This window comes from Enterobacter sp. CRENT-193 (genome assembly GCF_002787395.1).
In the GTDB taxonomy this organism is placed as follows: domain Bacteria; phylum Pseudomonadota; class Gammaproteobacteria; order Enterobacterales; family Enterobacteriaceae; genus Enterobacter; species Enterobacter hormaechei_C.
Genome location: NZ_CP024812.1, coordinates 4,025,495 through 4,050,925 on the forward strand (window position 1 = coordinate 4,025,495; position 25,431 = coordinate 4,050,925).

Annotated in this window: 18 protein-coding genes; 5 read left to right on the top strand and 13 right to left on the bottom strand. The window is 54.2% G+C overall.

The window, feature by feature from the left end:
• Positions 1–130 precede the first annotated feature (130 nt).
• The 3 genes from aroA to CU081_RS20180 all read right to left on the bottom strand — a co-directional run bounded on the left by aroA (position 131) and on the right by CU081_RS20180 (position 3,426).
• Positions 131–1,414: a 3-phosphoshikimate 1-carboxyvinyltransferase gene (gene aroA / locus CU081_RS20170; RefSeq protein WP_003858238.1), complete on the bottom strand. Its 1,284-nt coding sequence runs from the start codon at positions 1,412–1,414 to the stop codon at positions 131–133.
• 68 nt (positions 1,415–1,482) lie between these two features.
• Positions 1,483–2,571 (bottom strand): 3-phosphoserine/phosphohydroxythreonine transaminase, encoded by a 1,089-nt coding sequence (gene serC / locus CU081_RS20175; RefSeq protein WP_022650722.1) that lies wholly within the window; start codon positions 2,569–2,571, stop codon positions 1,483–1,485.
• A gap of 162 nt (positions 2,572–2,733) precedes the next feature.
• Complete coding sequence (locus tag CU081_RS20180) at positions 2,734–3,426, bottom strand: DUF421 domain-containing protein (RefSeq protein WP_003858241.1); 693 nt, start codon at positions 3,424–3,426, stop codon at positions 2,734–2,736.
• Positions 3,427–3,553: 127 nt separating this feature from the next.
• Here CU081_RS20180 and ycaO point away from each other — a divergent pair, with 127 nt between their 5' ends.
• The 4 genes from ycaO to pflA all read left to right on the top strand — a co-directional run bounded on the left by ycaO (position 3,554) and on the right by pflA (position 9,855).
• Positions 3,554–5,314, top strand: coding sequence for a 30S ribosomal protein S12 methylthiotransferase accessory factor YcaO (ycaO, locus tag CU081_RS20185; RefSeq protein ID WP_003858243.1), 1,761 nt, complete (start codon positions 3,554–3,556; stop codon positions 5,312–5,314).
• Between the two features lie 405 nt (positions 5,315–5,719).
• Positions 5,720–6,577 carry a formate transporter FocA gene (focA, locus tag CU081_RS20190; protein WP_003858245.1) on the top strand — a complete coding sequence of 286 codons (858 nt, stop codon included), beginning with the start codon at positions 5,720–5,722 and terminating at the stop codon, positions 6,575–6,577.
• A gap of 51 nt (positions 6,578–6,628) precedes the next feature.
• A complete protein-coding gene (gene pflB / locus CU081_RS20195) occupies positions 6,629–8,911 on the top strand; it encodes a formate C-acetyltransferase (RefSeq protein WP_003858247.1) in 2,283 nt (760 codons plus the stop codon).
• 203 nt (positions 8,912–9,114) lie between these two features.
• On the top strand, positions 9,115–9,855 hold the full coding sequence (gene pflA, locus CU081_RS20200) for a pyruvate formate lyase 1-activating protein (RefSeq protein ID WP_003858250.1): 741 nt from the start codon (positions 9,115–9,117) through the stop codon (positions 9,853–9,855).
• A gap of 36 nt (positions 9,856–9,891) precedes the next feature.
• Here pflA and CU081_RS20205 read toward each other — a convergent pair whose 3' ends face one another.
• The 10 genes from CU081_RS20205 to lrp form a co-directional block, all read right to left on the bottom strand.
• Complete coding sequence (locus tag CU081_RS20205; RefSeq protein ID WP_022650721.1) at positions 9,892–10,413, bottom strand: anti-virulence regulator CigR family protein; 522 nt, start codon at positions 10,411–10,413, stop codon at positions 9,892–9,894.
• Positions 10,414–10,536: 123 nt separating this feature from the next.
• Positions 10,537–11,685, bottom strand: coding sequence for an MFS transporter (locus tag CU081_RS20210; protein WP_003858254.1), 1,149 nt, complete (start codon positions 11,683–11,685; stop codon positions 10,537–10,539).
• Positions 11,686–11,959: 274 nt separating this feature from the next.
• Entirely contained in the window at positions 11,960–12,823 is an 864-nt protein-coding gene (locus CU081_RS20220; protein WP_003858256.1) for a dimethyl sulfoxide reductase anchor subunit family protein, read from the bottom strand.
• 1 nt (position 12,824) lies between these two features.
• Positions 12,825–13,442: a DMSO/selenate family reductase complex B subunit gene (locus CU081_RS20225; RefSeq protein ID WP_003858259.1), complete on the bottom strand. Its 618-nt coding sequence runs from the start codon at positions 13,440–13,442 to the stop codon at positions 12,825–12,827.
• A 10-nt stretch (positions 13,443–13,452) separates the two neighbouring features.
• Positions 13,453–15,897, bottom strand: coding sequence for a dimethylsulfoxide reductase subunit A (gene dmsA / locus CU081_RS20230; protein WP_022650720.1), 2,445 nt, complete (start codon positions 15,895–15,897; stop codon positions 13,453–13,455).
• A gap of 211 nt (positions 15,898–16,108) precedes the next feature.
• Complete coding sequence (serS, locus tag CU081_RS20235) at positions 16,109–17,401, bottom strand: serine--tRNA ligase (protein WP_003858266.1); 1,293 nt, start codon at positions 17,399–17,401, stop codon at positions 16,109–16,111.
• A gap of 92 nt (positions 17,402–17,493) precedes the next feature.
• On the bottom strand, positions 17,494–18,837 hold the full coding sequence (gene rarA, locus CU081_RS20240) for a replication-associated recombination protein RarA (protein WP_003858268.1): 1,344 nt from the start codon (positions 18,835–18,837) through the stop codon (positions 17,494–17,496).
• A gap of 9 nt (positions 18,838–18,846) precedes the next feature.
• Positions 18,847–19,461 (bottom strand): outer membrane lipoprotein chaperone LolA, encoded by a 615-nt coding sequence (gene lolA, locus CU081_RS20245; protein ID WP_003858270.1) that lies wholly within the window; start codon positions 19,459–19,461, stop codon positions 18,847–18,849.
• A 127-nt stretch (positions 19,462–19,588) separates the two neighbouring features.
• On the bottom strand, positions 19,589–23,257 hold the full coding sequence (locus tag CU081_RS20250) for a DNA translocase FtsK 4TM domain-containing protein (RefSeq protein WP_003858273.1): 3,669 nt from the start codon (positions 23,255–23,257) through the stop codon (positions 19,589–19,591).
• A 135-nt stretch (positions 23,258–23,392) separates the two neighbouring features.
• The gene (gene lrp, locus CU081_RS20255; protein ID WP_000228469.1) at positions 23,393–23,887 is read right to left on the bottom strand and encodes a leucine-responsive transcriptional regulator Lrp; all 495 of its coding nucleotides are present in this window, start codon (positions 23,885–23,887) and stop codon (positions 23,393–23,395) included.
• A gap of 543 nt (positions 23,888–24,430) precedes the next feature.
• Here lrp and trxB point away from each other — a divergent pair.
• Complete coding sequence (gene trxB, locus CU081_RS20265) at positions 24,431–25,399, top strand: thioredoxin-disulfide reductase (RefSeq protein WP_003858303.1); 969 nt, start codon at positions 24,431–24,433, stop codon at positions 25,397–25,399.
• Positions 25,400–25,431: the final 32 nt, after the last annotated feature.

The window sequence follows — 25,431 nt, forward strand, 5'->3', positions numbered from 1 at the left end:
CCAACGTGCGCAACTGTTACCTTTGCGTGCAAATTACGGAATGATTGAAGCAGAGTGTAGAAGAAATGAAAGAGGATGAGTGTCAGAAAGCGTAAGGAAATGCCGCATCAGGTGATGCGGCATACGATCATCAGGCCAGGGTGCTAATGCGCGTCAGCTGTTCGAAGTAGTCCGGGAACGTTTTTGCCGTACACTTCGGATCAAGGATAGTGACTGGCGTATCTGACAACGCCACCAGCGAGAAACACATCGCCATGCGGTGATCGTTGTAGGTGCCAATTTCTGCAAATTGCAGTTTTGCCGGCGGCGTGACGCGAATGTAGTCTTCGCCCTCTTCTACCTCGGCCCCCACTTTACGCAGCTCGGTTGCCATCGCGAACAGGCGGTCCGTCTCTTTCACACGCCAGTTGTAAATGTTTCGCAGCGTGGTGGTGCCTTTCGCAAACAGCGCAGCGGTAGCAATGGTCATCGCCGCATCCGGAATATGGTTCATATCCATATCAATGGCGTTCAGCTCACCGTGGGTACAGGAGATGAAGTCATCGCCCCAGGTCACCACCGCGCCCATTTTTTCCAGCACGTCAGCAAAACGGATATCGCCCTGCACGCTGTTGCGGCCAATGCCCGTCACTTTTACCGTACCGCCTTTAATCGCACCTGCGGCAAGGAAATAGGAGGCGGAGGAAGCATCGCCTTCAACCAGGTAGTGGCCCGGGGACTGATACTGCTGCGCTCCGCGCACCACGAAGCGCTGATAAGACTGGTTTTCCACCTCAACACCAAAGGTGTTCATCAGGTGCAGGGTAATATCAATGTACGGCTTAGAAACCAGGTCGCCTTTAATGCTGATGACGGTGTCCTGTGGTGCCAGCGGTGCGGTCATCAGCAGCGCGGTCAGGAACTGGCTGGAAACGCTACCGTCAACCTCTACATTGCCGCCAGTGAATCCCCCGCGCAGACGCAGGGGCGGGTAATTTTCCTGCTCAAGATAATCAATCTGCGCGCCGCCCTGGCGCAGGGCATCCACCAGATGGCCGATCGGACGCTCTTTCATTCGCGGCTCACCGGTCAGCACAATATCGTTACTCCCCAGACACAGCGCAGCGGCCAGAGGACGCATCGCGGTACCGGCGTTACCCAGGAAAAGCTCCAGCGCTTCAGCAGAATGTAACGCGCCGCCGTTACCAGTGACTTCACAACGGGTACGATCGTCAGACAGCGCGTACTGAACGCCCAACGCTTTCAGTGCATTGAGCATATGGCGCACGTCATCGCTGTCCAGCAGATTAGTGAGGACGGTGGTGCCGTTTGCCAGAGCTGCCAGCAGCAGAGCGCGGTTCGAGACACTTTTTGAACCAGGCAGATTAATGGTGCCATCTACCCGCGCGATAGGTTGTAACGTCAGGGATTCCATGAAACTCAACTCTCAACTCAACATAATAAAAACCCCGCAGGAACGCTGCGGGGGTGAAAAACAGCCAATTAACCGTGACGACGTTCGAAGTCGATCATGAAATCAGTCAGGGCTTTAACGCCTTCCAGCGGCATGGCGTTATAGATAGAGGCGCGCATCCCGCCTACCACACGGTGGCCTTTCAGCGCATGCAGACCCGCCGCGAAGGACTCTTCAAGGAACACGTTATCCAGGTTGCTGTCCGCCAGCTGGAACGGCACGTTCATGCGCGAACGGTTAGTTTTGGCGACATCGTTACGGTAGAAATCGCTCTTGTCGATCACGCCGTACAGCAGTTCAGCCTTTTGCTGATTGATCTTATCCATCTGCGCCACACCGCCTTTTTGCTTCAGCCATTTGAAGACCAGGCCGGAGAGATACCAGGCAAACGTTGGTGGGGTGTTGAACATGGAATCGTTGTCGTTCAGGACGGTGTAATCCAGAATTGACGGGCAAGACTTATGGGCTTTCCCCAGCAGGTCTTCACGCACGATAACGATTGTCAGGCCCGCAGGACCGATGTTTTTCTGGGCACCCGCGTAGATGACGCCGTAGCGGCTGACATCCAGCGGGGTGGACAGAATGGTTGAAGAGAGGTCCGCCGTCACAATGACATTTTCGCCAAAGTCTGGCTCTTCGTGAATGGCAATACCGTCGATGGTTTCGTTCGGGCAGTAGTGAAGATACGCGGCGTTGTCAGAAAGCTGCCACTCACTCATCGGCTTCACGGCGCGCAGACCCTCAACTTTCACTTTGGCATCGATGACATTCGGCGTGCAATATTTATGCGCTTCTTTTACCGCACTGGCCGCCCAGTAGCCCGCATCAACGTAATCAGCGGTGGTTTTGTCGCCCAGCAGATTGAGCGGGATACCCGCAAACTGGCCGCGTCCACCGCCGTGACAGAACAATACTTTGTAGTTCGAGGGAATATTCAGCAGATCGCGAAAATCCTTTTCTGCCTCTTCCGCCACCTTAATAAACGCTTTACCCCGGTGGCTGACTTCCATCACCGACGTACCCAGACCGTTCCAGTCACACAGCTCCTGTTGAGCCTGTTTGAGCACATCTGTCGGTAACATTGCCGGACCTGAACTGAAATTAAAGACTTGAGCCATTTCCCCTCACCACGCTAAAAGCCATAAGTTATAACTGTGGATATCGGTTTTATCATTCAGTGACACGCGCCGCAATGTCTAAAACTGATGGCCGAAGAAATGTGTCACTCGTCACACAATACAATCTGCCGTACCGTTGTCACAAAACCGACAAAATCGCTGTCAGGTGATGCGTTTAGCCCGGCTAACCTTCGTCCATTCTGGATTCGTACAGCGGGGGCATAATTGATGATCGCCCGCCTGCATGACCACCACATGACTACATTTTATGCAGGCATACTCCCCCGCTTCAGGTACAGTTTTGTATCGCTCGATGAGCATATCCGGCAGGATGCACAGACCGGGCTTCACCTCATCGTCGGGATAGTAATAAACGCTGATTTGACCATTCGTTTCCATAATCGCCAGACGCACCTGCCCCAGTTGCTCAACACTGCTCAGACGGAGTTCCATAAAGAACTCAAACTCCGTCATATTGGCGCTTTGCACATTCTCCCAGGCCAGTTGACCATCTTCGACAATCACCACCGGCTTCCCTTCGAGCAGATCTTCAAGTTTCTCACTTTTCGACATCAGCCACATGACCAGCCGGTACAGCAGTGCAAGCGTCACAAAGACGATAAAGACCGGCACCATAGGCACATCGTCATAAAAGGCAACATCCCCCGCCGCCGACCCCAGCGTCAGGATAATCAGTACTTCAAACAGCGACATCTGCCGCACGCCGCGACGTCCGGTGATTTTCAGAAACAGGAAGACGAGTACAAAGGTGTAAAGGCTGCGCAACGCCACTTCGCCTAAAAACTCAGGCGGGACTTTATCAAACGCCATCCGCTGGAGATCAAATGCTTTCATTTTTCTATGCCTTAACAGTAGGTTACTGCTTATAAGCATAGCCCAGCCATTTATTTTCGCCGGAGATAGCACCCGTCACGCAAAACCCGTATCATTGCGCGCTTTACGTACGATAAAAGTGAACGCCATGACTCAAACGTTTATCCCCGGCAAAGACGCCGCTCTGGAAGATTCCATAGCTCGCTTCCAGCAGAAACTGACCGACCTGGGCTTTAATATCGAAGAAGCCTCCTGGCTGAATCCGGTGCCTCACGTCTGGTCCGTGCATATTCGCGACAAAGACTGTGCGCTGTGCTTTACCAACGGTAAAGGCGCGACCAAAAAAGCGGCGCTGGCCTCTGCGCTGGGTGAGTATTTTGAGCGTCTGTCCACCAACTACTTCTTCGCCGACTTCTGGCTGGGCGAAACTATCGCCAACGGTCCGTTCGTTCACTACCCGAACGAAAAATGGTTCCCGCTGACCGAAAACGATGAACTGCCGGAAGGCATTCTCGATGCCCGCCTGCGCGCGTTCTACGATCCGGAAAACGAGCTGACCGGCAGCATGCTGATCGACCTGCAATCCGGCAATGAGGATCGTGGGATCTGCACCCTGCCGTTCACCCGTCAGTCTGACGAGCAGACCGTTTATATCCCGATGAACATCGTCGGCAACCTGTATGTGTCCAACGGCATGTCTGCCGGTAATACCCGCAACGAAGCGCGCGTGCAGGGGTTGTCTGAAGTTTTCGAGCGTCACATCAAAAACCGCATTATTGCTGAATCCATCAGCCTGCCGGAGATCCCGGCTGACGTGCTGGCGCGCTACCCGGGCGTGGTGGAATCCATCGCCAAACTGGAAGCAGAAGGTTTCCCAATCTTTGCTTATGACGGCTCTCTGGGCGGCAAATATCCGGTTATCTGCGTAGTGCTGTTCAACCCGGCCAACGGCACCTGCTTCGCCTCCTTCGGCGCGCACCCTGACTTCGGCGTGGCGCTGGAGCGTACCGTGACCGAACTGCTGCAAGGTCGTAGCCTGAAAGATCTCGACGTGTTTACGCCGCCGACCTTTGATGACGAAGAGGTCGCCGAGCACACCAACCTCGAAACGCACTTCATCGACTCCAGCGGTTTGATCTCCTGGGATATGTTCAAACAGGACGCGGACTATCCGTTCGTGGACTGGAGCTTTGCCGGTACGACGGAAGAAGAGTTCGCCACCCTGATGGCGATCTTCCACGCGGAAGATCAGGAAGTCTACATTGCCGACTATGAACATCTCGGCGTTTACGCGTGCCGTATTATTGTGCCAGGTATGTCGGACATTTATCCGGCAGAAGATCTGTGGCTGGCAAACAACAGCATGGGCGCGCATCTGCGTGAAACCCTGCTGGCCCTGCCAGGCAGCGAGTGGGATAAAGAAGATTATCTGAACCTGATCGCCCAGCTGGACGAAGAAGGACACGATGATTTCACCCGCGTACGCGAACTGCTGGGTCTGGCGACCGGAAAAGATAACGGCTGGTACACCCTGCGCATCGGCGAGCTGAAAGCGATGCTGGCGCTGGCGGGCGGCGATCTGGATCAGGCTTTGGCCTGGACCGAGTGGACGATGGAGTTTAACCAGTCCGTCTTCTCCGCCGAGCGCACTAATTATTACCGTTGCCTGCAAACGCTGCTCCTGCTTTCTCAGGAAGACGACCGCGAGCCATTGCAGTATCTGAACGCCTTTGTGCGTATGTACGGTGCGGATGCCGTTGAAGCTGCCAGCGCGGCGCTGAGCGGTGAAGAACCATTCTACGGCCTGCAAGCGGTTGACAGCGATCTGCAAGCCTTCCCGGCGCATCAGTCACTGCTGAATGCGTATGAAAAATTGCAGAAGGCAAAAGCCGCTTACTGGTCAAAATAAGCGCATATAACATTAATGGCTGTAGGCGTATTCAATCGCCTGAGCTATATTACGGGGCAATTTCATTGCCCCTTTTTTTTATTTTTCCGCAATGACGTTTAATTGTAATAATTAAGTTAACCACGGGTAAATATAAAAACGCTTACCTGAGCTTTACTGTTACTAATTATAATAAATACTCCATTTTAATTAACTGTTCCATGGGAGGCTGAAGGAAAAAATTCAACTCTTTTCATAACTTTTAAAATTTATTTTTATACGGATAATCAAATACTTACTCCGCTTTTGCTGTAAAACCATACACACTGCGGGCCTATAAGCCAGGCGAGATATGATCTATATCAATTTCTCTTCTATAATGCTTTGTTAGTATCTCGTCGCCGACTTAATAAAGAGAGAGTTAGTGTGAAAGCTGACAACCCTTTTGATCTATTACTCCCCGCTGCGATGGCGAAAGTTGCCGAAGAAGCGGGTGTCTACAAAGCCACGAAACATCCGATGACGACGTTCTTTCTGGCCATTACGGCTGGGGTGTTCATCTCCATCGCTTTCGTCTTCTATATCACAGCCACCACCGGCACGGCCGGGATGCCTTTCGGCATAGCGAAACTGATTGGTGGTATTTGCTTTTCACTGGGCCTGATTCTCTGCGTCATCTGCGGCGCCGACCTCTTCACCTCAACGGTGCTGATTGTTGTGGCAAAAGCCAGCGGAAGAATTACCTGGGGTCAACTGGGGCGCAACTGGCTCAACGTTTACGTTGGCAACCTGATTGGCTGTCTGCTCTTTGTTCTGTTGATGTGGTTCTCTGGCGAGTATATGACCGCCAACGGCGGCTGGGGGCTTAACGTCCTGCAAACCGCCGACCACAAAATGCACCATACATTTATCGAAGCCGTTGCTCTCGGCATCCTCGCAAACCTGATGGTCTGCCTGGCGGTCTGGATGAGCTACTCTGGTCGTAGCCTGATGGATAAAGCCATGATTATGGTTCTGCCGGTTGCGATGTTTGTTGCCAGCGGCTTTGAGCACAGTATTGCGAATATGTTCATGATCCCGATGGGGATTGTTATCCGCAACTTTGCAAGCCCGGAGTTCTGGACTGCTGTAGGTTCAACCCCGGAAAGTTTTCCACACCTGACGATTATGAACTTCATTACTGATAACCTGATCCCCGTCACTATCGGGAACATTATCGGTGGGGGTCTGTTAGTTGGGTTGACATACTGGGTCATTTACCTGCGTGGCGGCGATCATCATTAATGGTTGTCTCAGGCAGTAAATAAAAAATCCACTTAAGAAGGTAGGTGTTACATGTCCGAGCTTAATGAAAAGTTAGCCACAGCCTGGGAAGGTTTTACGAAAGGTGACTGGCAGAATGAAGTCAACGTCCGTGACTTTATTCAGAAAAACTATACCCCGTATGAAGGTGACGAATCCTTCCTGGCTGGTGCGACTGACGCAACCACCAAGCTGTGGGACAGCGTAATGGAAGGCGTTAAACTGGAAAACCGCACTCACGCACCAGTTGATTTTGACACCTCCGTTGCTTCTACCATCACTTCTCACGATGCTGGCTACATCAATAAAGCCCTTGAGAAAATCGTTGGTCTGCAAACTGAAGCACCACTGAAACGCGCAATCATCCCGTTCGGTGGTATCAAAATGGTTGAAGGTTCCTGCAAAGCGTATAACCGCGAGCTGGACCCAATGCTGAAAAAAATCTTCACCGAATACCGCAAAACCCATAACCAGGGCGTATTCGATGTTTACACCAAAGACATTCTGAACTGCCGTAAATCTGGCGTTCTGACCGGTCTGCCAGATGCCTATGGCCGTGGCCGTATCATCGGTGACTACCGTCGCGTTGCGCTGTACGGTATCGACTTCCTGATGAAAGACAAATACGCGCAGTTCGTCTCTCTCCAGTCTGACCTGGAAAACGGCGTAAACCTGGAAGCGACTATCCGTCTGCGTGAAGAGATCGCTGAACAGCACCGTGCGCTGGGTCAGATCAAAGAGATGGCGGCTAAATACGGCTGTGATATCTCTGGTCCTGCTACCAACGCTCAGGAAGCTATCCAGTGGACCTACTTCGGCTACCTGGCCGCAGTTAAGTCTCAGAACGGTGCAGCAATGTCCTTCGGCCGCGTATCCACCTTCCTGGATGCGTACATCGAACGTGACCTGAAAGCAGGCAAAATCACCGAACAAGACGCTCAGGAAATGATTGACCACCTGGTCATGAAACTGCGTATGGTTCGCTTCCTGCGTACCCCAGAATATGATGAGCTGTTCTCTGGTGACCCAATCTGGGCAACCGAATCTATCGGCGGTATGGGCGTAGATGGCCGTACTCTGGTAACCAAAAACAGCTTCCGCTTCCTGAACACCCTGTACACCATGGGTCCTTCTCCGGAGCCGAACATCACCGTTCTGTGGTCTGAAAAACTGCCTCTGAACTTCAAGAAATTCGCCGCTAAAGTGTCCATCGACACCTCTTCTCTGCAATATGAGAACGATGACCTGATGCGTCCTGACTTCAACAACGATGACTACGCTATCGCTTGCTGCGTAAGTCCAATGGTTGTTGGTAAGCAAATGCAGTTCTTCGGTGCGCGTGCAAACCTGGCGAAAACCATGCTGTACGCAATCAACGGCGGCGTTGATGAAAAACTGAAAATGCAGGTTGGTCCTAAGTCTGAACCGATCAAAGGCGACGTGCTGAACTATGACGAAGTCATGGACCGCATGGATCACTTCATGGACTGGCTGGCTAAACAGTACGTGACCGCGCTGAATGTTATCCACTACATGCACGACAAGTACAGCTACGAAGCCTCTCTGATGGCGCTGCATGACCGTGACGTCGTTCGCACCATGGCATGTGGTATCGCAGGTCTGTCCGTTGCGGCTGACTCCCTGTCTGCAATCAAATATGCGAAAGTTAAACCAATTCGTGACGAAGATGGTCTGGCTATCGACTTCGAAATCGAAGGCGAATATCCGCAGTTTGGTAACAACGACGCTCGCGTTGATGACATGGCGGTTGACCTGGTAGAACGTTTCATGAAGAAAATTCAGAAACTCACTACCTATCGTAACGCTATCCCGACTCAGTCTGTTCTGACCATCACCTCTAACGTTGTGTATGGTAAGAAAACCGGTAACACCCCAGACGGTCGTCGTGCTGGCGCGCCATTCGGCCCAGGTGCTAACCCAATGCACGGTCGTGACCAGAAAGGTGCGGTTGCCTCTCTGACCTCCGTTGCTAAACTGCCGTTTGCTTACGCGAAAGATGGTATCTCTTACACCTTCTCTATCGTGCCAAACGCGCTGGGTAAAGACGACGAAGTGCGTAAAACTAACCTCGCGGGTCTGATGGATGGTTACTTCCACCACGAAGCGTCCATCGAAGGTGGTCAGCACCTGAACGTGAACGTGATGAACCGTGAAATGCTGCTCGATGCGATGGAACACCCTGAGAAATATCCTCAGCTGACCATCCGCGTATCTGGCTACGCAGTACGTTTTAACTCCCTGACGAAAGAACAGCAGCAGGACGTTATTACCCGTACTTTCACTCAGTCCATGTAAGTGGAATTGACTGAAATCACGCGTTAAGAAGCGTACAATAAAGGCTCCACGCAAGTGGGGCCTTTTTAACACCCTCGCTTCATCAGTCTCTTTTGTCCGCTATCTATACTTAATGGATAACAGCCAAAACAGACTCGACATAGCCTTTGAGCTGTGCATCTACATAGGCCCCCGGATGGGCCAAATTCGGAGATATCACCGCAATGTCAATTATTGGTCGTATTCACTCCTTTGAATCCTGTGGCACCGTCGATGGCCCGGGGATCCGCTTTATCACTTTCTTCCAGGGCTGCCTGATGCGCTGCCTGTACTGCCATAACCGTGACACCTGGGACACCCATGGAGGTAAAGAAGTCACCGTAGAAGATCTGATGAAAGAGGTGGTGACCTATCGCCACTTTATGAACGCGTCCGGCGGTGGCGTGACGGCATCCGGCGGTGAAGCCATTCTTCAGGCTGAATTTGTGCGCGACTGGTTCCGCGCCTGCCACAAAGAAGGCATTCATACCTGCCTCGACACCAACGGCTTTGTGCGCCGTTACGATCCAGTTATTGATGAACTGCTTGAAGTGACCGATCTGGTCATGCTCGATCTCAAGCAGATGAACGATGAGATCCACCAGAATCTGGTTGGCGTCTCGAACCACCGTACCCTGGAATTTGCCAAATACATTGCCAACAAAGGCGTCAAGACCTGGATCCGCTACGTGGTGGTGCCGGGCTGGTCAGATGATGATGACTCTGCACATCGTCTGGGTGAATTTACCCGGGATATGGGTAACGTGGAGAAAATCGAACTCCTGCCCTATCACGAGCTGGGTAAACATAAATGGGTGGCGATGGGTGAAGAGTACAAGCTCGATGGCGTGAAGCCGCCGAAAAAAGAGACGATGGAGCGCGTCAAAGGTATTCTTGAGCAGTATGGCCACAAGGTCATGTATTAACGAAAAGGCCCGGTGAAAACCGGGCCTTTTTATATTCTATTTAAAGACGCCGTTAATAACGGAAGTCACAATCGCTGTACTCAGCGCAATTAAGACCAGGTCGTCACCTACCACGCGCCATTCATAGCCCGGATAGGAAGGAAGCTGACCCAGCATATCGGCTGGCACGGTTTTCTTCGCAATGCCCGGAGGCAGTGGCTTACCGCGCGCCAGGTTTTTCGCAATACCCGGAGGCAGAGAGTCGTAGCCCGTTAAGCCGTAATTCAGGGCCAGATGGCGGGCATGATCGAAGCTTACGCGAGCATCCACATCATTACCGACATCTTTGCTGTTTTTAAAGCTCTTATCCGATTTCCCAGGGTTATCCTGACCGTTATTGTGCTTATTACCATGGTTACCAGAGTTCCCGTTACCATGATTGCCGCTATTACCTTGTCCGCCACCGTTTCCGTGACCACCGCCATTCCCGTTTCCAGGATTAGCCATGGCCGGAGCCGTTGCAAACGTTAAAGCCAACACTACGGCAAGTGCGGTAGTGGAAAAACGACGAGTAGACATGATGGCTGCCTTTTAGTGGGAGAACTCATTGGAATTATCGCCAGGCAGTAAAAACTCACAATCAGTAAAAGTCTTATATGTGACAGGGACAAAAAAGCCTGTCATCGACAGGCTTTTAATAAATCAGGCATGGGCCACTGGCGTTGGATGTTCGCCCACTTTGCGCAGCAGCATTAGCAGATAAATAAACGACACGCTGGCGATCATGATAAACAGCAGATTATCAGAATAATTTTGCATGAGCATAGCGGTAAAAGTCGGCCCCAATAAACTGCCGATGGTGTAACTCAGCAACAAAGCCTGGTTCATCGCCACCAGCTGGTGATGCTCAACTTTCTCACAGGCCCACGCCATCGCGACTGGATAGAGCGTAAAGCCCGCAGCCCCCAGAATGAACAGCGCGGGCGCCATCGCGGCGTTGCTGAGCATGGCGAGACAGCCCATGATGACCACGAAGACCTGAACGCGCAGCACCAGCAGACGACCAAAGCGGTCCGCCAGGCGGCCAATCGGCCACTGGCCGACAATCCCCGCGCTGACCATCACCGCCATCCAGAAACCGATCCCGGAATCACTGACGCCCTGATGGTTAAGATAGAGCGGCATCAGGCCATAGAGCGAGCCCAGAACAATCCCGGAAATAATGCAGCCGTTAACCCCCAGACGCGCCTGGCGCAGTCTCAGCATCGGCCAGACGTGGGTGGCTTCCTGATGTTCGCTGTTTTGATTCACAATACGGGTAAAGAGCAGCGGCAGGATCGCCGCCAGCACCATGCCCGTCACCCACGGCAGCACGCTCATCAGGTCGGTTGGCAGTTTGCTGACCATCAGCTGTCCCAGAACGGTACCGACGTAGTAAACCATCATATAGGCCGCCAGCAGACGCCCGCGATTACGGGACGTGCCGCTGCACATCAGCGCACTTTCAACCACCACCCAGATCATGGCGCAGCCGACGCCCGCAATAAAGCGCCAGACCATCCAGCTCCAGAAGCCGACCATAAGGCCTAAACCGGCGCAGCCGACGGCAAAGATCAGCGACGCCAGATAATAACTGCGGTTAAAACCAAAGCGCTTAATAAGGCTGCCCGTTAATAAGGTGCCCAGCAGATTGCCCGTAAAAAAGGACGAGCTAACCATACCCACCTGCCAGGTCGGTAAGTTTTCATGGGCGAGCCATAGCGGGACGAGTGTGTTTAACACCGCGATCGCCAGGGTCAGCAAAAGCAGGCCACAGAGCAACAAAAGCACCGGGCGGGTATAGGTGGTCATGGATTAAAAACCGTGAGGAAGTTCAGATTTCGTGCGCATCATGCCACTGGCAAAAACAAAGTCAATCCACCGATTCAGGCGTCACGCACGTTATGCGCCTTGTCGATTTAAAAAACTCATCCTGCTAATGCAAAGCCTGCTACTTATATTAATTATCTATTTGTTTTTATTTATTTCCGGGAATTTTTACAACGAAACATCAGTCGAAAAATTTCATGAATGAAAAAAGAAAAGCCGGGCGCTATGTCCCGGCTTTTTATAACAAAATCTAAAATTAGCTGGCGATAGCCAGACCGACCGTCATATGCAGACCATAAAATACGCCGCGACCAATTAACTCCCCTGCCAGCACCAGTACAAAGGCCAGGGACAGTAACGGCAGCGCAGGCGAGTAACCTTTAAGCTGAGGGGCAATCCAGCACACCAGCGCAGCCGTCAGCAGCACCACACGCCAGGCCATCAGCGAACCGTAATCCGGCACCAGCGCCGAAGCCTGCTGGATAGAGCTGTGAATGGTCGCCAGCTCCGCTCCCTGCATGAGCGCGACAACGGTACTGATTACCAGCGCCAGCAGCGAGACCGCGGGCAGCAGGCGCATCGCCCAACCATTAATGCCAGCCACGCGCAGCAGCAGATAACCCAGCAGGGGCCCGCCAATAAACATGGTCAGGAAGAAGCTCATCGGCGTCCAGACGCTGTACCAGGTTGGAACCGTATCAATGGTGTTGTACACCCTGACCATCATCCAGACGAAGACAACGCCCAGTACCATGGTGACGATGAGCCACAACGCGCGTAACCCTGACGGCAGCTTTTTCACCGCTGCCAGTAACCACCCCAGCCCGCCAACGGCAAAGAAGATTGCGCCGCTGGCAATCTCGTTACTCAGCGAAGAGGCACCTACGCGGTTCAGGGAGTTAAACGCGCGCATCGGTGAGCCCAGGTGCAGCGTAGAGGCGATAAACCCAATGCCCATCAACACCCACAGGCCAAACATGCTTAACACTAAACGCTGCTGCTGTTCAGTATTGAGGTTCCCTTTTAACAGCGCCAGCGCAAGAACGATAAACCCGCCCGCCACGCACTGCCCAAAGACCGTGAAGATCATCAGCGGCCATTCATGCCATCCACTTCCCATCTCACACCTCCTTCGGGTTTGCCAGGTAGCCGGTGGTGTCCCCCGTCGGACGGCTGTTGGCGTTAGGTTTAATCACAATACTCGGCTTTGTGAAGTGCGCAGACGGCAGCGGCGCGACGGCAGCAAGCTGGCCGTGTTTTTTGCGCAGCTCCTCAATCGGGCCAAAGTCCAGCGCGCGCAGCGGGCAGGATTCGACGCAGATGGGCTTTTTGCCGTCCGCCACCCGGCTGTGGCAGCCGTCGCACTTGGTCATGTGGCCTTTGGCGGCATTGTACTGCGGCGCGCCGTACGGGCAGGCCATGTGGCAGTAGCGACAGCCGATGCAGACATCCTCGTCCACCACCACAAAACCGTCGTCGCGCTTGTGCATTGCCCCGCTCGGGCAGACCTTGGTGCAGGCCGGATCTTCGCAGTGGTTGCAGGCAATCGACAGGTAATAGGCGAAGACATTCTGATGCCAGACGCCGTTATCCTCCTGCCAGTCGCCGCCCGCGTATTCATAAATACGCCGGAAGCTGACCTCCGGGGTCAGATCTTTGTAATCCTTGCAGGCCAGCTCGCAGGTTTTGCACCCGGTGCAGCGGCTGGAATCAATAAAAAATCCATACTGGGTTGTCATCGGTTACTCCTTACGCCTTTTCAACCTGAACGAGGTTTGTGTGGGATGGGTTGCCCTTCGCCAGCGGCGATGGACGCTGCGTAGTGAGAACGTTGATGCAGCCCGCCTGATCGATACGGTTCGCATCCGGGTTATACCAGGCCCCTTCCCCCAGCGCGACAACGCCAGGCATCATACGCGGAGTCACTTTAGCTTCGATATGCACTTCACCACGTCCGTTGAAGATACGTACGCGATCGCCATTACTAATGCCGCGCGCTTTCGCATCCATCGGGTTGATCCACATCTCCTGTCGGCAGGCCGCTTTCAGTACGTCAACGTTGCCGTAGGTGGAGTGAACACGCGCTTTGTAGTGGAAACCAGTCAACTGAAGCGGGAATTTCTCCGTCAGCGGATCGTTGTAGTTTTCGAAGCCTGGCGTATAAATCGGCAGCGGATCGATAACGTCCCCTTCCGGCAATTCCCACGTTGCGGCAATTTTTGCCAGCTCTTCGGAGTAGATCTCGATTTTGCCCGACGGCGTGGTCAGCGGATTGGCCTGCGGATCGTCGCGGAAGGCTTTATACGCCACGTGATGCCCTTCCGGATCGCGCTGCTTGTACATGCCCTGCTTGCGGAAGGTATCGAAGTCCGGCAGGTCAGGAATGGCTTTGCGGGAAAGCTCGTGCAGATGGCGCATCCACCCTTCCTGAGTACGTCCTTCAGTGAACTGCTGCTCAACGCCAAGACGTTTCGCCAGCTCGGAAGTCATCTCATAGATGGTTTTGCACTCGAAGCGCGGTTTGATGGCCTGGTCAGTGAAGATCACATAGGACATGTTGCCGCAGGAGGCATCCAGCGCGAAATCCATCTGCTCAGACGCGGTGCAGTCTGGGAGCAGAATATCGGCATACTTTGCCGATGAGGTCATGTGGCAGTCGATCACCACAATCATTTCGCACTTCTTGTCGTCCTGCAAAATTTCATGGGTGCGGTTGATCTCAGAGTGCTGGTTGATCAGGCAGTTACCGGCATAGTTCCAGATCATTTTGATCGGCACGTCCAGCTTATCTTTGCCCCGAACACCGTCGCGCAGCGCAGTCATTTCCGGGCCGCGCTCGATCGCGTCTGTCCACATAAACATGGAGATGCTGGTCTGAACCGGGTTATCCAGCGTTGGCATACGTTCAAACGGTACTTCATACGAGCCTTCACGCGCCCCGCTATTACCGCCGTGAATACCGACGTTGCCAGTCAGAATCGAGAGCATAGAAATAGCGCGGGTGGCAATTTCGCCATTCGCGTGGCGCTGAGGTCCCCAGCCCTGGCTGATATAAGCCGGTTTGGTTGAACCAATTTCACGTGCCAGCTGAACAATACGTTCGACAGGAATGCCGGTGATAGTGGATGCCCACTCCGGGGTTTTCGCCACGCCGTCGCTGCCCTGGCCAAGAATATAGGCTTTATAGTGCCCGTTAGCCGGTGCGCTGGCTGGCAGCGTCTTCTCGTCGTAACCGACGCAGTATTTATCCAGGAACGGCTGGTCGACGAGGTTTTCAGTAATCATTACATACGCCAGCGCATTGACCAGCGCCGCGTCGGTACCAGGGCGGATGGGGATCCACTCGTCTTCACGCCCTGCGCCGGTATCGGTGTAGCGCGGATCGACGATGATCATTCGTGCGTTGGATTTGGCGCGCGCCTGCTCAAGGTAATAGGTTACCCCACCGCCGCTCATGCGCGTTTCGCCCGGGTTGTTGCCGAACAACACCACCAGTTTACTGTTCTCGATATCCGACGGGCTGTTGCCGTCTGCCCAGCCGCCGTAGGTGTAGTTCAGGCCCGCGGCAATCTGTGCGGAAGAGTAGTCGCCGTAATGGTTGAGATAGCCGCCGCAGCAGTTCATCAGGCGCGCTACCAGCGTTTTACCCGGCGGCCAGGAACGGGTCATGGTGCCGCCAAGCGTCCCGGTGCCGTAGTTGAGGTAGATAGATTCGTTGCCGTACTCTTTGATCAGGCGCTGCATGTTGGTCGCGATAATATCGTAGGCTTCGTCCCAGCTAATGCGCTCGAACTTCCCTTCCCCACGCTTACCGACGCGCTTCATTGGGTATTTCAGACGATCCGGGTTATATACGCGACGGCGCATTGAGCGACCACGCAGACAGGCACGAACCTGATGTAACCCTTCGTAGTTATCATCGCCGGTATTGTCGGTTTCGACATATTTGATTTCACCGTCCACCACGTGCATACGCAGTGGGCAGCGGCTACCGCAGTTAACGGTACAGGCACTCCACACCACTTTTTCCGGGGCTGAAGCGGGAGACAGAGCCTCCGCCGCCGACGCCAGTCGGGTAAAGGGGAGCGTAAAGGCGCTGCTGGCAACCGCCAGACCACCTATTGCCGTGGTTTTCATCAACCCACGGCGAGTGACCTCGGCAGCCATTAACGCTTCAGGCGCTTTGATTTTCATAAAGACTCACTTTGGTTGCTCACAAAGAAAAGAGAGGCGGCGCAAACCGCTATGTAGTTTTATTTATAACGAATTACAACGTTATTGGTGTTTTATGCTGACTTTCGTTCGGAGGAGTATTACTACTTTAGAGGGAGGGGTTATTGCTTCGTATCAAATCAGAGGCATAAAAAAAGCGCCCTGAGGCGCTTTTTTGTCTTAGAGCAAATAATTATCCGATGAACTGCTGGCCTTTCATGTAAGGGCGCAGCACTTCAGGGATCTCAATGCGCCCGTCAGCCTGCTGGTAGTTTTCCAGCACAGCAACCAGCGTACGGCCTACTGCCAGACCAGAACCGTTCAGGGTATGAACCAGACGGGTTTTCTTGTCAGATTTGCTGCGGCAACGCGCCTGCATACGACGCGCCTGGAAATCCCAGACGTTGGAGCAGGAGGAGATTTCACGGTAGGTGTTCTGCGCAGGCACCCAGACTTCAAGGTCGAAGGTTTTGCAGGCACCGAAGCCCATGTCGCCGGTGCACAGCGCCATACGACGGTATGGTAGACCCAGCAGCTCCAGCACTTTTTCCGCGTGGCCGGTCATCTCTTCCAGCGCGTCCATAGACTCTTCCGGACGAACGATCTGCACCATCTCAACTTTATCGAACTGGTGCATACGGATCAGACCGCGCGTATCGCGACCGTAAGAACCGGCTTCAGAACGGAAACATGGAGAGTGCGCAGTCAGTTTGATTGGCAGATCGTCTTCGTCGATGATCTCATCACGCACAAGGTTGGTCAGCGGCACTTCCGCAGTTGGGATCAGCGCGTAGTTGCTGCTGTCAGCTTCCTCGTCCAGCGGACGGGTATGGAACAGATCGCCGGCAAATTTCGGCAGCTGGCCTGTACCGTACAGCGTATCGTGGTTAACCAGATACGGAACGTAGGTTTCGCTGTAGCCGTGCTGCTCGGTGTGCAGATCCAGCATGAACTGCGCCAGCGCGCGGTGCAGGTGAGCAATTTGCCCTTTCATTACCACGAAGCGAGAACCGGTCAACTTAACCGCTGCCGCAAAGTCCAGGCCCGCGTGCATTTCGCCCAGCGTCACGTGATCGCGCACTTCGAAGTCAAACTCGCGAGGCGTACCCCAGCGTTTCACTTCAACGTTGTCGTTTTCGTCTTTGCCGACAGGCACGCTGTCGTCAGGAATGTTCGGGATCGCCAGAGCAATATCGCGAATTTCAGCCTGAAGAACGTCCAGTTCAGCTTTCGCCTGATCCAGCTCTTCACCCAGTTTGTTCACTTCCAGGCGTAATGGCTCAATATCTTCCCCGCGCGCTTTCGCCTGGCCAATGGATTTCGATCGAGAATTACGCTCTGCTTGCAGATTTTCAGTTTGTACCTGCAAAACTTTACGACGCTCTTCAAGAGCGCGCAGCTTATCTACATCCAGCTTAAAGCCCCGGCGTGCCAGTTTTTCAGCGACTGCGTCTGGCTCATTACGCAGCAGATTGGGATCGAGCATGCTTATCCTGTGCTTATCGAATTAAAAAAGGAAAAAGTGACCACAGCCTGCGGCCACAGAGATATATTGCCAACATTACCGCAACGATTGAACTAACGGTAGCGTTTTATAGGGCTATTTTGATCCTGTCCGGCAAGCCAGGCGAGCTTTTCGCCAATCTTACCCTCAAGACCTCTGTTTGTAGGGTGATAATAGCGGGTTTGTGCCATCTCCTGCGGGAAATACTCCTCCCCGGCGGCGTAGGCATTGGGTTCATCATGGGCGTAGCGATACTCCTGCCCGTAACCCATTTCTTTCATCAGCTTTGTAGGGGCATTGCGAAGGTGTACCGGAACGTCGTAATCCGGACGTTCACGTGCATCCGACATCGCCGCTTTAAAGGCGGTATACACTGCATTGCTTTTCGGCGCGCAGGCCAGATAGACAATTGCCTGCGCAATGGCACGCTCACCTTCCGCGGGTCCGACGCGGGTAAAGCAGTCCCAGGCGGAAATAGCGACCTGCATGGCGCGTGGATCGGCATTACCGACATCTTCTGACGCAATGGCCAGGCAGCGACGCGCGACATATAACGGATCGCCACCGGCGGTAATGATACGCGCATACCAGTAGAGTGCCGCATCCGGCGCGCTGCCGCGCACGGATTTATGTAACGCAGAGATAAGGTCGTAGAAACGGTCGCCTTTATTATCGAAGCGCGCACTGCGTTCACCGGCAATTTCGGTGAGCAGTTCAGGCTTCAATACGCGCTTGCCCGCATCGTCCACTTCGGCCATATCGGCCATCATTTCCAGCGTATTCAGTGCCCGACGCGCATCGCCGTTGACCAGTTCAGCGATCGCACGACGCGTCTCGTCCGGCAGAACGATATCCTGTCCGCCGTAACCCCGCGCTTTGTCCTCCATCGCCTGGGTCAGAACCTTTTCGATATCCTCTGTGGTCAGGGATTTAAGCAGGTAAACGCGGGCGCGGGAAAGCAGCGCGGAGTTGAGTTCAAACGACGGGTTTTCCGTGGTTGCGCCGATGAAGAAAATCGTGCCGTCTTCAATGTGCGGCAGAAACGCATCCTGCTGGCTCTTGTTGAAGCGGTGGACTTCATCAACAAACAGAATGGTGCGGCGCCCGGCATTACGGTTTTGCCGTGCGCGCTCGATCGCCTCGCGGATCTCCTTCACGCCGGAGGTAACCGCCGAGATGCGCTCAACGTCCGCGTTAGCATAGCGGGCGATCACTTCAGCGAGGGTGGTTTTGCCGGTGCCGGGTGGCCCCCAGAGGATCATGGAGTGCAGATGCCCCGCCTCAATAGCGCGCGGCAAGGGTTTCCCCGCAGCCAGCAGGTGTTGCTGGCCGATGTACTGCGCTAAATTTTCTGGCCGCATACGGGCGGCCAGAGGTTGAAACGCATTATCTGAAAAATCGAGCGACAGGTTGCTCACTCATGCCTCTTACTTATTACGTTGGTCGTCCACCGTTACGCCCTGCGGCGGGGTAAAGGTGAATTTCGAAGCATCTACAGCGCCGTTTTGCTGAGACTTAAGCTGATAGCTACTGCGCTGATCGTCCTGCTCAACCGCGCCGAACTGATTGATGGTACCGTTGCTGCTCACGTTAATCGTGAACTGCTTCAGATTACCGTTGCTGCCTTTTGGCGTCAGGACGAACTCATCACCGTTTTGTTTGATGTTGTACTGCTGCCAGTCGCTGGACTGGTTACGGGCAATGAGCATAAACGGCGTATTGCTGGTCGCGTCTTTCAGCCAGGTGGCGGTTGCCTGCTCAACAAACGGGTTGTAGAACCACAAGGTTTTCCCGTCGGACACCAGCACGCTTTCATCAGGCTGGGTCATGTGCCAGTTGAAGAGATTCGGGCGTTTCACCCACAAATCCCCCTGACCTTCCTGCACCGCGTTGCCGCTGCCGTCAGTCACTTTTTGCGTGAAGCTGGCGTGGAAGCTGCTCACTTTATCCAGTCGGCTTTTAAGGTCGCTTGCTGCATCAGCCCAGACGCTGCTGGCAACAAAACTGGAGAGTAATGCACAGGCGATGGCGATTTTTTTCATTGTTATTCCTTAAAATACGTCTTCCCGATATGGGGGTTCCGTTTCTATTCTGGACCTGCCTGAAGGCAGGCGACAGAAGAATATGCTTAATTTTTGCTGATTTACCCTTCTTTGCAATCGCTGAAGGTTAATCAAAAGGCGGTGGTGCCAGCACCTCTCGGTTACCGTTATGCCCCTGTTCGCTCACAATACCCTGGGCTTCCATCTGCTCGATAATACGCGCCGCGCGGTTGTAGCCGATACGGAACTGGCGCTGGACGCCGGAGATGGACGCCTTACGTTTTTCGGTGACGAAATTAACCGCTTGGTCAAATAACGGATCCAGTTCTTCGCCGCCGTCAAAACCACCGCCGCCACCTTCGCTTTCACTGTCGGAGGTGATGCCGTCAACGTATTGCGGCCGCCCGCGCGCTTTCCAGTCCTGTACCACCGCATGCACTTCCTGGTCGCGAACAAACGCACCGTGGACACGCACCGGCGAGGTGGAGTTCGGGCCGGAATAGAGCATATCACCCATTCCCAGCAGCGACTCTGCACCGCCCTGGTCAAGGATAGTACGCGAGTCAATTTTACTCGACACGGTAAACGCGATACGGGTCGGGATGTTTGCCTTAATAAGACCGGTGATAACGTCTACGGACGGACGCTGCGTTGCCAGTACCAGGTGGATGCCCGCCGCACGCGCTTTCTGTGCCAGACGCGCAATCAGCTCTTCCACTTTCTTACCAACGGTCATCATCAGGTCGGCAAATTCATCCACCAGCACCACGATGTAAGGCAGTTTTTCCAGCACCGGATGCTGGGCATCCATGCTGTCACCCGGCTTCCAGTATGGGTCCGGAATCGGACGGCCCATACGCGCCGCCTCGGCGATTTTCTCGTTATAACCGGCCAGGTTACGCACGCCCAGCGCCGACATCAGCTTGTAGCGACGCTCCATTTCATTGACGCTCCAGCGCAATGCGTTGGCGGCGTCCTTCATGTCGGTCACAACTTCCGTTAACAGGTGCGGAATGCCTTCGTAGACGGACAGTTCAAGCATTTTCGGGTCGATCATGATGAAACGCACATCTTCAGGCTGCGCTTTGTAGAGCATACTGAGGATCATGGCGTTCACCCCGACCGATTTACCGGATCCGGTGGTACCCGCAACCAGCAGATGCGGCATCTTCGCGAGATCGGCAACCACCGGATCGCCGGCGATATCTTTACCCAGCACCACGGTCAGCGGGGACGGGTTGTCGCGGAATTTGGTGTTATCCAGAACTTCACGCAGATAAACGGTCTGGCGTTTCTTGTTTGGCAGCTCAAGGCCAACGTAAGGCTTACCTGGGATCACCTCCACCACGCGTACCGCCACGGTCGACAGAGAACGCGCCAGGTCACGGGACAGGTTAGAAATACGTGCCGCTTTTACGCCTGGCGCCAGATTCAGTTCGAAACGGGTGATCACCGGGCCAGGTGAGTAGTTCACCACGTCCGCTTTAATACGGAAGTCAGCCAGACGCGCTTCCACCAGACGGGCCATCTGTTCAAGGGCAAAGGTATCCACCGGCTCGACTTCCGCTGGCGGCGGCGTTAACAGATCCAGCGACGGCAGCGGCGTACTTGGTCGTTGCAGCGGACGGCTGTCTCCGTTACGCATCAGCAGCGGGTGAATCAGGCTTTCCTGCGGCTGTGGTGCTGGCTGCTGGAACTGCGGCTGCGGCGGTTGGGCCGGTGGTGTATGCGGCTGCGCATAAGCCTGCGACGCTGGCTGTGGTGGCTGCGCATTAACCTGTGGCGCTGGCGCCTGACGCACCGGTTCCGCTTCCGGCATCACGCTCGGCGTGAACAGCGGTTCGCTCGGACCGTCATCCACCAGATCTTTCATCGGTGAAAATTCAAAGTCCGAGAGCGAGAACGGATTTGCCCCCGAAGGCTGCTCACCGGAATAACGTTGCTGTTGCGTGGCGGCAAACTGACGCGCTAATTCCGCTTCGGCAGCATCATCTTCATCCTGCTGAGAATGAACATCGTGTTGGTACTCATTCCCGTAGCGTTGAGTCTGTTGGGCAGCAAACTGACGCGCCAGCTCATCCTGATGCAGTTCGTCGGCATCATCTTCGTAGTCGGATTCACGGGCTTTCTCTTCGGCCATACGCTGAGAAGGCAGTTTAATGCCATAAGAGGCCAGCTCCCGGCGCGTAGGTACGCGCACGCGATTAGGGCGCGGCAATTGTGGACCAATGCCCTCTTTCACCTGAGGACGCGGCGCACCGTCGGTTGCCGGGCTGAATAGCGGAGCGGACGCGGCAGCGGCTGCCGTTGCCTGCTTCACGGTTTCTGCTCCTGACGCAACGGCTGGCGCTGGGTCTACAGGTGCAACGCTCGCAGAAGGCGCTTTTACAACAGGCTCCTGCACCGGCTCAGGCACGGGCTGATACCAGGCGGCAAGCTGCTCGCGCTCACGGGCACGGCGCTCTTCCACTTCTTCAAAATAGTACAATGGCGGACGGGATGGCTTCGCTTCCTCCACCACTTCGGGTTCAGACACCGGCGCAACATATGGCTGTTCAGGCACAGCGGGTTCGGGCGTATAAGCCTGATACGGCTGTTGCGGCTCGCTGGCAGGCTCAGACGGATGATACGATTGCTGACACTGTTCCTGCTGCACAGGAATATAGCTTTCAAGCTCCGGCGCAATGGTCGGTTCAGGCGTATGGACGCCAGGCGCAGTCTGCCAGTCCACCTGCGGTTGCTGGATCGCGGACTCCGGTGCCGGAACAGGCGAGGACGGCATCACGGCTTCAACAGGCGCAACATGGGCCTGCGCAGCCGTCGTTGCGGCGGCAGCAGCGGCTACCGGTTCAGTCACGGAATGACCATGCAACAGCGGATCGTATTCGTCATACTCACCCGGCGTAGCTCGATGACCAGAGAACAACACATCATCAGGATCGACGGCCGCACCGCGATACTCAATCTGCTCGTCTTCATCCATACGTTTGCCGGAGAAAAGCGCGGCATCCGTTTTACGGCCTAACGGGTTAGCGAATTTTTCAGCAACGCGCTGGCGGCGTGCCAGAGCACCGCGCAGAATACGGGCACGGCGGGATTCACGACGCTGCACAGGTGCCTCGTCTTCCTCTTCGTATTCATCTTCATATTCGTCTTCATCGACCCACGTATCATCACGACGGGTACGATTGCTGGCAAACGTCAGCAGAGTCAGAATAAAGCTGCCGATTTTTTCGGCAATGCTCACCCAGGACCAGCCGGTAAACAGCGTCAGGCCCGCCGCCCAGATGCAGAGCAGCGCCAGCGTGCCGCCGCTGCTGTGAAGCATCGGTTGCAGCGCGGAGCTCAACAGGCTGCCAATCACACCGCCGGAGGCGAAATACCAGATGTCATCGGCATTGATCGCCGCCAGTCCGCAGGAGGTGAGGATCAGCGCCAGGGCGCCAATCAGGCGCAGCGAAACGGCAAAATAATCGATGTAGTCGTCGTTCTGTCGATGACGCCAGGCAAACCAGCATCCGCCAATAATGATGACGGGAAGGGTATAGGCCATCACACCGAAAATGAAGAAGAGCGTGTCCGCAAGCCAGGCGCCGGGAACGCCACCCAAATTATGGATAGGCTCATGCCATGCGGTTTGCGACCAGCTGGGATCTGAGGGGTTGAAACTGAGTAAGGCAGCCATCAGCCAGACGGCAAAAAGGGCAATAACAATCAGTAACGCCTCAAGGAGACGACGTCCGCTGCTTAGCTTAGATAATGTGACTTCTTTGTCTTCAGTGTATTCCTGGCTCAAGAAAGGCTCTCCAGGTATCAGGCATGTCCTGCCTGTGTGCTAAAACGGACAACAGCGCCGGGACTCCCCGGCACTGTTGCTGTATGGATTAACAGGAGTGTAATCAAACTACACTGATTTTGCACCTGTTCCGTGTTAGCGCGTCTTAATAACCAGACGATTGCTCTGTTTGACCTCTTCCATCACCACATAAGTACGGGTGTCGTTCACGCCTGGCAGACGCAGCAGGGTTTCCCCCAGCAGCTTACGGTAGGCGGACATATCAGGCACACGGGTTTTTAACAGGTAGTCAAAATCACCGGAAACCAGATGACACTCTTGAATTTCTTCAAGTTTTTGTACAGCGGCGTTAAATTGCTCAAACACATCTGGTGCACCACGATTCAGAGTAATCTCAACAAATACCAGAAGTGAGGCATCCAGATAATGCGGGTTCAGCAGAGCCGTATAGCCCTGAATAAAACCCTGTCTTTCCAGTCGACGCACACGCTCAAGGCACGGCGTCGGGGAAAGTCCCACACGTTTTGAAAGCTCGACGTTGGAAATACGCCCATCCTTTTGCAATTCATTAAGAATGTTACGATCGATACGGTCGAGATCTTTGCCAGGGCGCTTCTTGCTATCTACCATTATTATTGTCTCTCTGTATTCCTTCCCTACTCCTGCCTGGACCCTGTGCACATCACTGTTCAGAGCCTGTACCCGTTATTCATCACATCGCCTGGTTATGTATTAGACGCGATGTGGATTCGGGTTCTGCGGTAAGAAGACCGTTGCCCGAAAGCAGTCACAGACATCACGTATGGCGTCTGTCCACACCATGCGTAGATTTCACTGACCCGGTAAAAATGGCATTTCCGTGCATGTCTATGCGGCATGCAGTTCGTGCGTCTTTTTTTCTTCCTTGAATGTTTTCGCAAAAGCGCAGGGGATTGTCAAAGCAAAACATCGATTTTTAGTACAAGATGCCGGATATTCATTACGGAGGGGTATTAATCCTCATTTTATTGCCTTATAAACGCGCTGTTTTCAGTAGCAGACGTGATGTGACCGCCTCTGACCCATAGGGCGCGTCTATTGCATATATCGGAAGCAAAACTGTCGTGCTCTTTTTTTACGGCAACAAATTCCCTACAATCCAGCCCATTGCCTGCCAACAACAATGGGGATCTCATGGGCACGACCAAACACAGTAAGCTGCTAATCCTTGGATCTGGACCTGCGGGTTATACCGCAGCGGTCTATGCTGCACGCGCTAACCTGCAACCGGTACTGATCACCGGGATGGAAAAAGGCGGTCAGTTGACCACCACCACGGAAGTGGAAAACTGGCCGGGCGACCCGAACGACCTGACCGGGCCGCTGCTGATGGAGCGCATGCACGAGCATGCCGCCAAATTCGAAACCGAAATCCTGTTCGACCACATCAATAAAGTGGATTTGCAGAACCGTCCGTTCCGCCTGACGGGTGACAGCGGCGAATACACCTGCGATGCGCTGATCATCGCCACCGGCGCCTCTGCCCGCTATCTCGGTCTGCCGTCTGAAGAAGCGTTCAAAGGCCGCGGCGTGTCAGCCTGCGCGACCTGCGACGGTTTCTTCTATCGCAACCAGAAAGTTGCGGTGATCGGCGGCGGCAACACCGCTGTGGAAGAAGCGCTGTATCTGGCAAATATTGCCTCAGAAGTACACCTGATCCACCGTCGCGACACCTTCCGCGCGGAGAAGATCCTGATCAAACGCCTGATGGACAAAGTGGCGAGCGGTAACATTGTGCTGCATACCAACCGTACGCTGGAAGAAGTAACTGGCGATCAGATGGGCGTCGCGGGACTGCGTATCCGTGATACCCAGAACACCGATAACGTCGAAACGCTGGAAGTGGCAGGCCTGTTTGTGGCAATCGGTCACAGCCCGAACACGGCTATCTTTGAAGGCCAGCTGGAGCTGGAGAACGGCTACATTAAAGTGCAGTCTGGCATTCACGGCAACGCCACCCAGACCAGCGTTCCGGGTGTCTTCGCAGCTGGTGACGTGATGGACCATATTTATCGTCAGGCGATCACCTCTGCGGGCACCGGCTGTATGGCCGCGCTGGACGCAGAACGCTATCTGGACGGGCTGGCTGAACAAGGTAAATAATCTTTACAAGTCAGTAACAAACGTAAATAAAG

Bases quoted from the DNA above. Each gene is read 5' to 3' on its own strand.
- CU081_RS20220 (WP_003858256.1), bottom strand. From the start codon at position 12,823: ATGGGAAGTGGATGGCATGAATGGCCGCTGATGATCTTCACGGTCTTT.
- serS (WP_003858266.1), bottom strand. From the start codon at position 17,401: ATGCTCGATCCCAATCTGCTGCGTAATGAGCCAGACGCAGTCGCTGAA.
- CU081_RS20210 (WP_003858254.1), bottom strand. From the start codon at position 11,685: ATGACCACCTATACCCGCCCGGTGCTTTTGTTGCTCTGTGGCCTGCTT.
- CU081_RS20225 (WP_003858259.1), bottom strand. From the start codon at position 13,442: ATGACAACCCAGTATGGATTTTTTATTGATTCCAGCCGCTGCACCGGG.
- CU081_RS20180 (WP_003858241.1), bottom strand. From the start codon at position 3,426: ATGAAAGCATTTGATCTCCAGCGGATGGCGTTTGATAAAGTCCCGCCT.
- ycaO (WP_003858243.1), top strand. From the start codon at position 3,554: ATGACTCAAACGTTTATCCCCGGCAAAGACGCCGCTCTGGAAGATTCC.
- pflB (WP_003858247.1), top strand. From the start codon at position 6,629: ATGTCCGAGCTTAATGAAAAGTTAGCCACAGCCTGGGAAGGTTTTACG.
- lolA (WP_003858270.1), bottom strand. From the start codon at position 19,461: ATGAAAAAAATCGCCATCGCCTGTGCATTACTCTCCAGTTTTGTTGCC.
- trxB (WP_003858303.1), top strand. From the start codon at position 24,431: ATGGGCACGACCAAACACAGTAAGCTGCTAATCCTTGGATCTGGACCT.
- lrp (WP_000228469.1), bottom strand. From the start codon at position 23,887: ATGGTAGATAGCAAGAAGCGCCCTGGCAAAGATCTCGACCGTATCGAT.
- serC (WP_022650722.1), bottom strand. From the start codon at position 2,571: ATGGCTCAAGTCTTTAATTTCAGTTCAGGTCCGGCAATGTTACCGACA.
- pflA (WP_003858250.1), top strand. From the start codon at position 9,115: ATGTCAATTATTGGTCGTATTCACTCCTTTGAATCCTGTGGCACCGTC.
- CU081_RS20205 (WP_022650721.1), bottom strand. From the start codon at position 10,413: ATGTCTACTCGTCGTTTTTCCACTACCGCACTTGCCGTAGTGTTGGCT.
- dmsA (WP_022650720.1), bottom strand. From the start codon at position 15,897: ATGAAAATCAAAGCGCCTGAAGCGTTAATGGCTGCCGAGGTCACTCGC.
- aroA (WP_003858238.1), bottom strand. From the start codon at position 1,414: ATGGAATCCCTGACGTTACAACCTATCGCGCGGGTAGATGGCACCATT.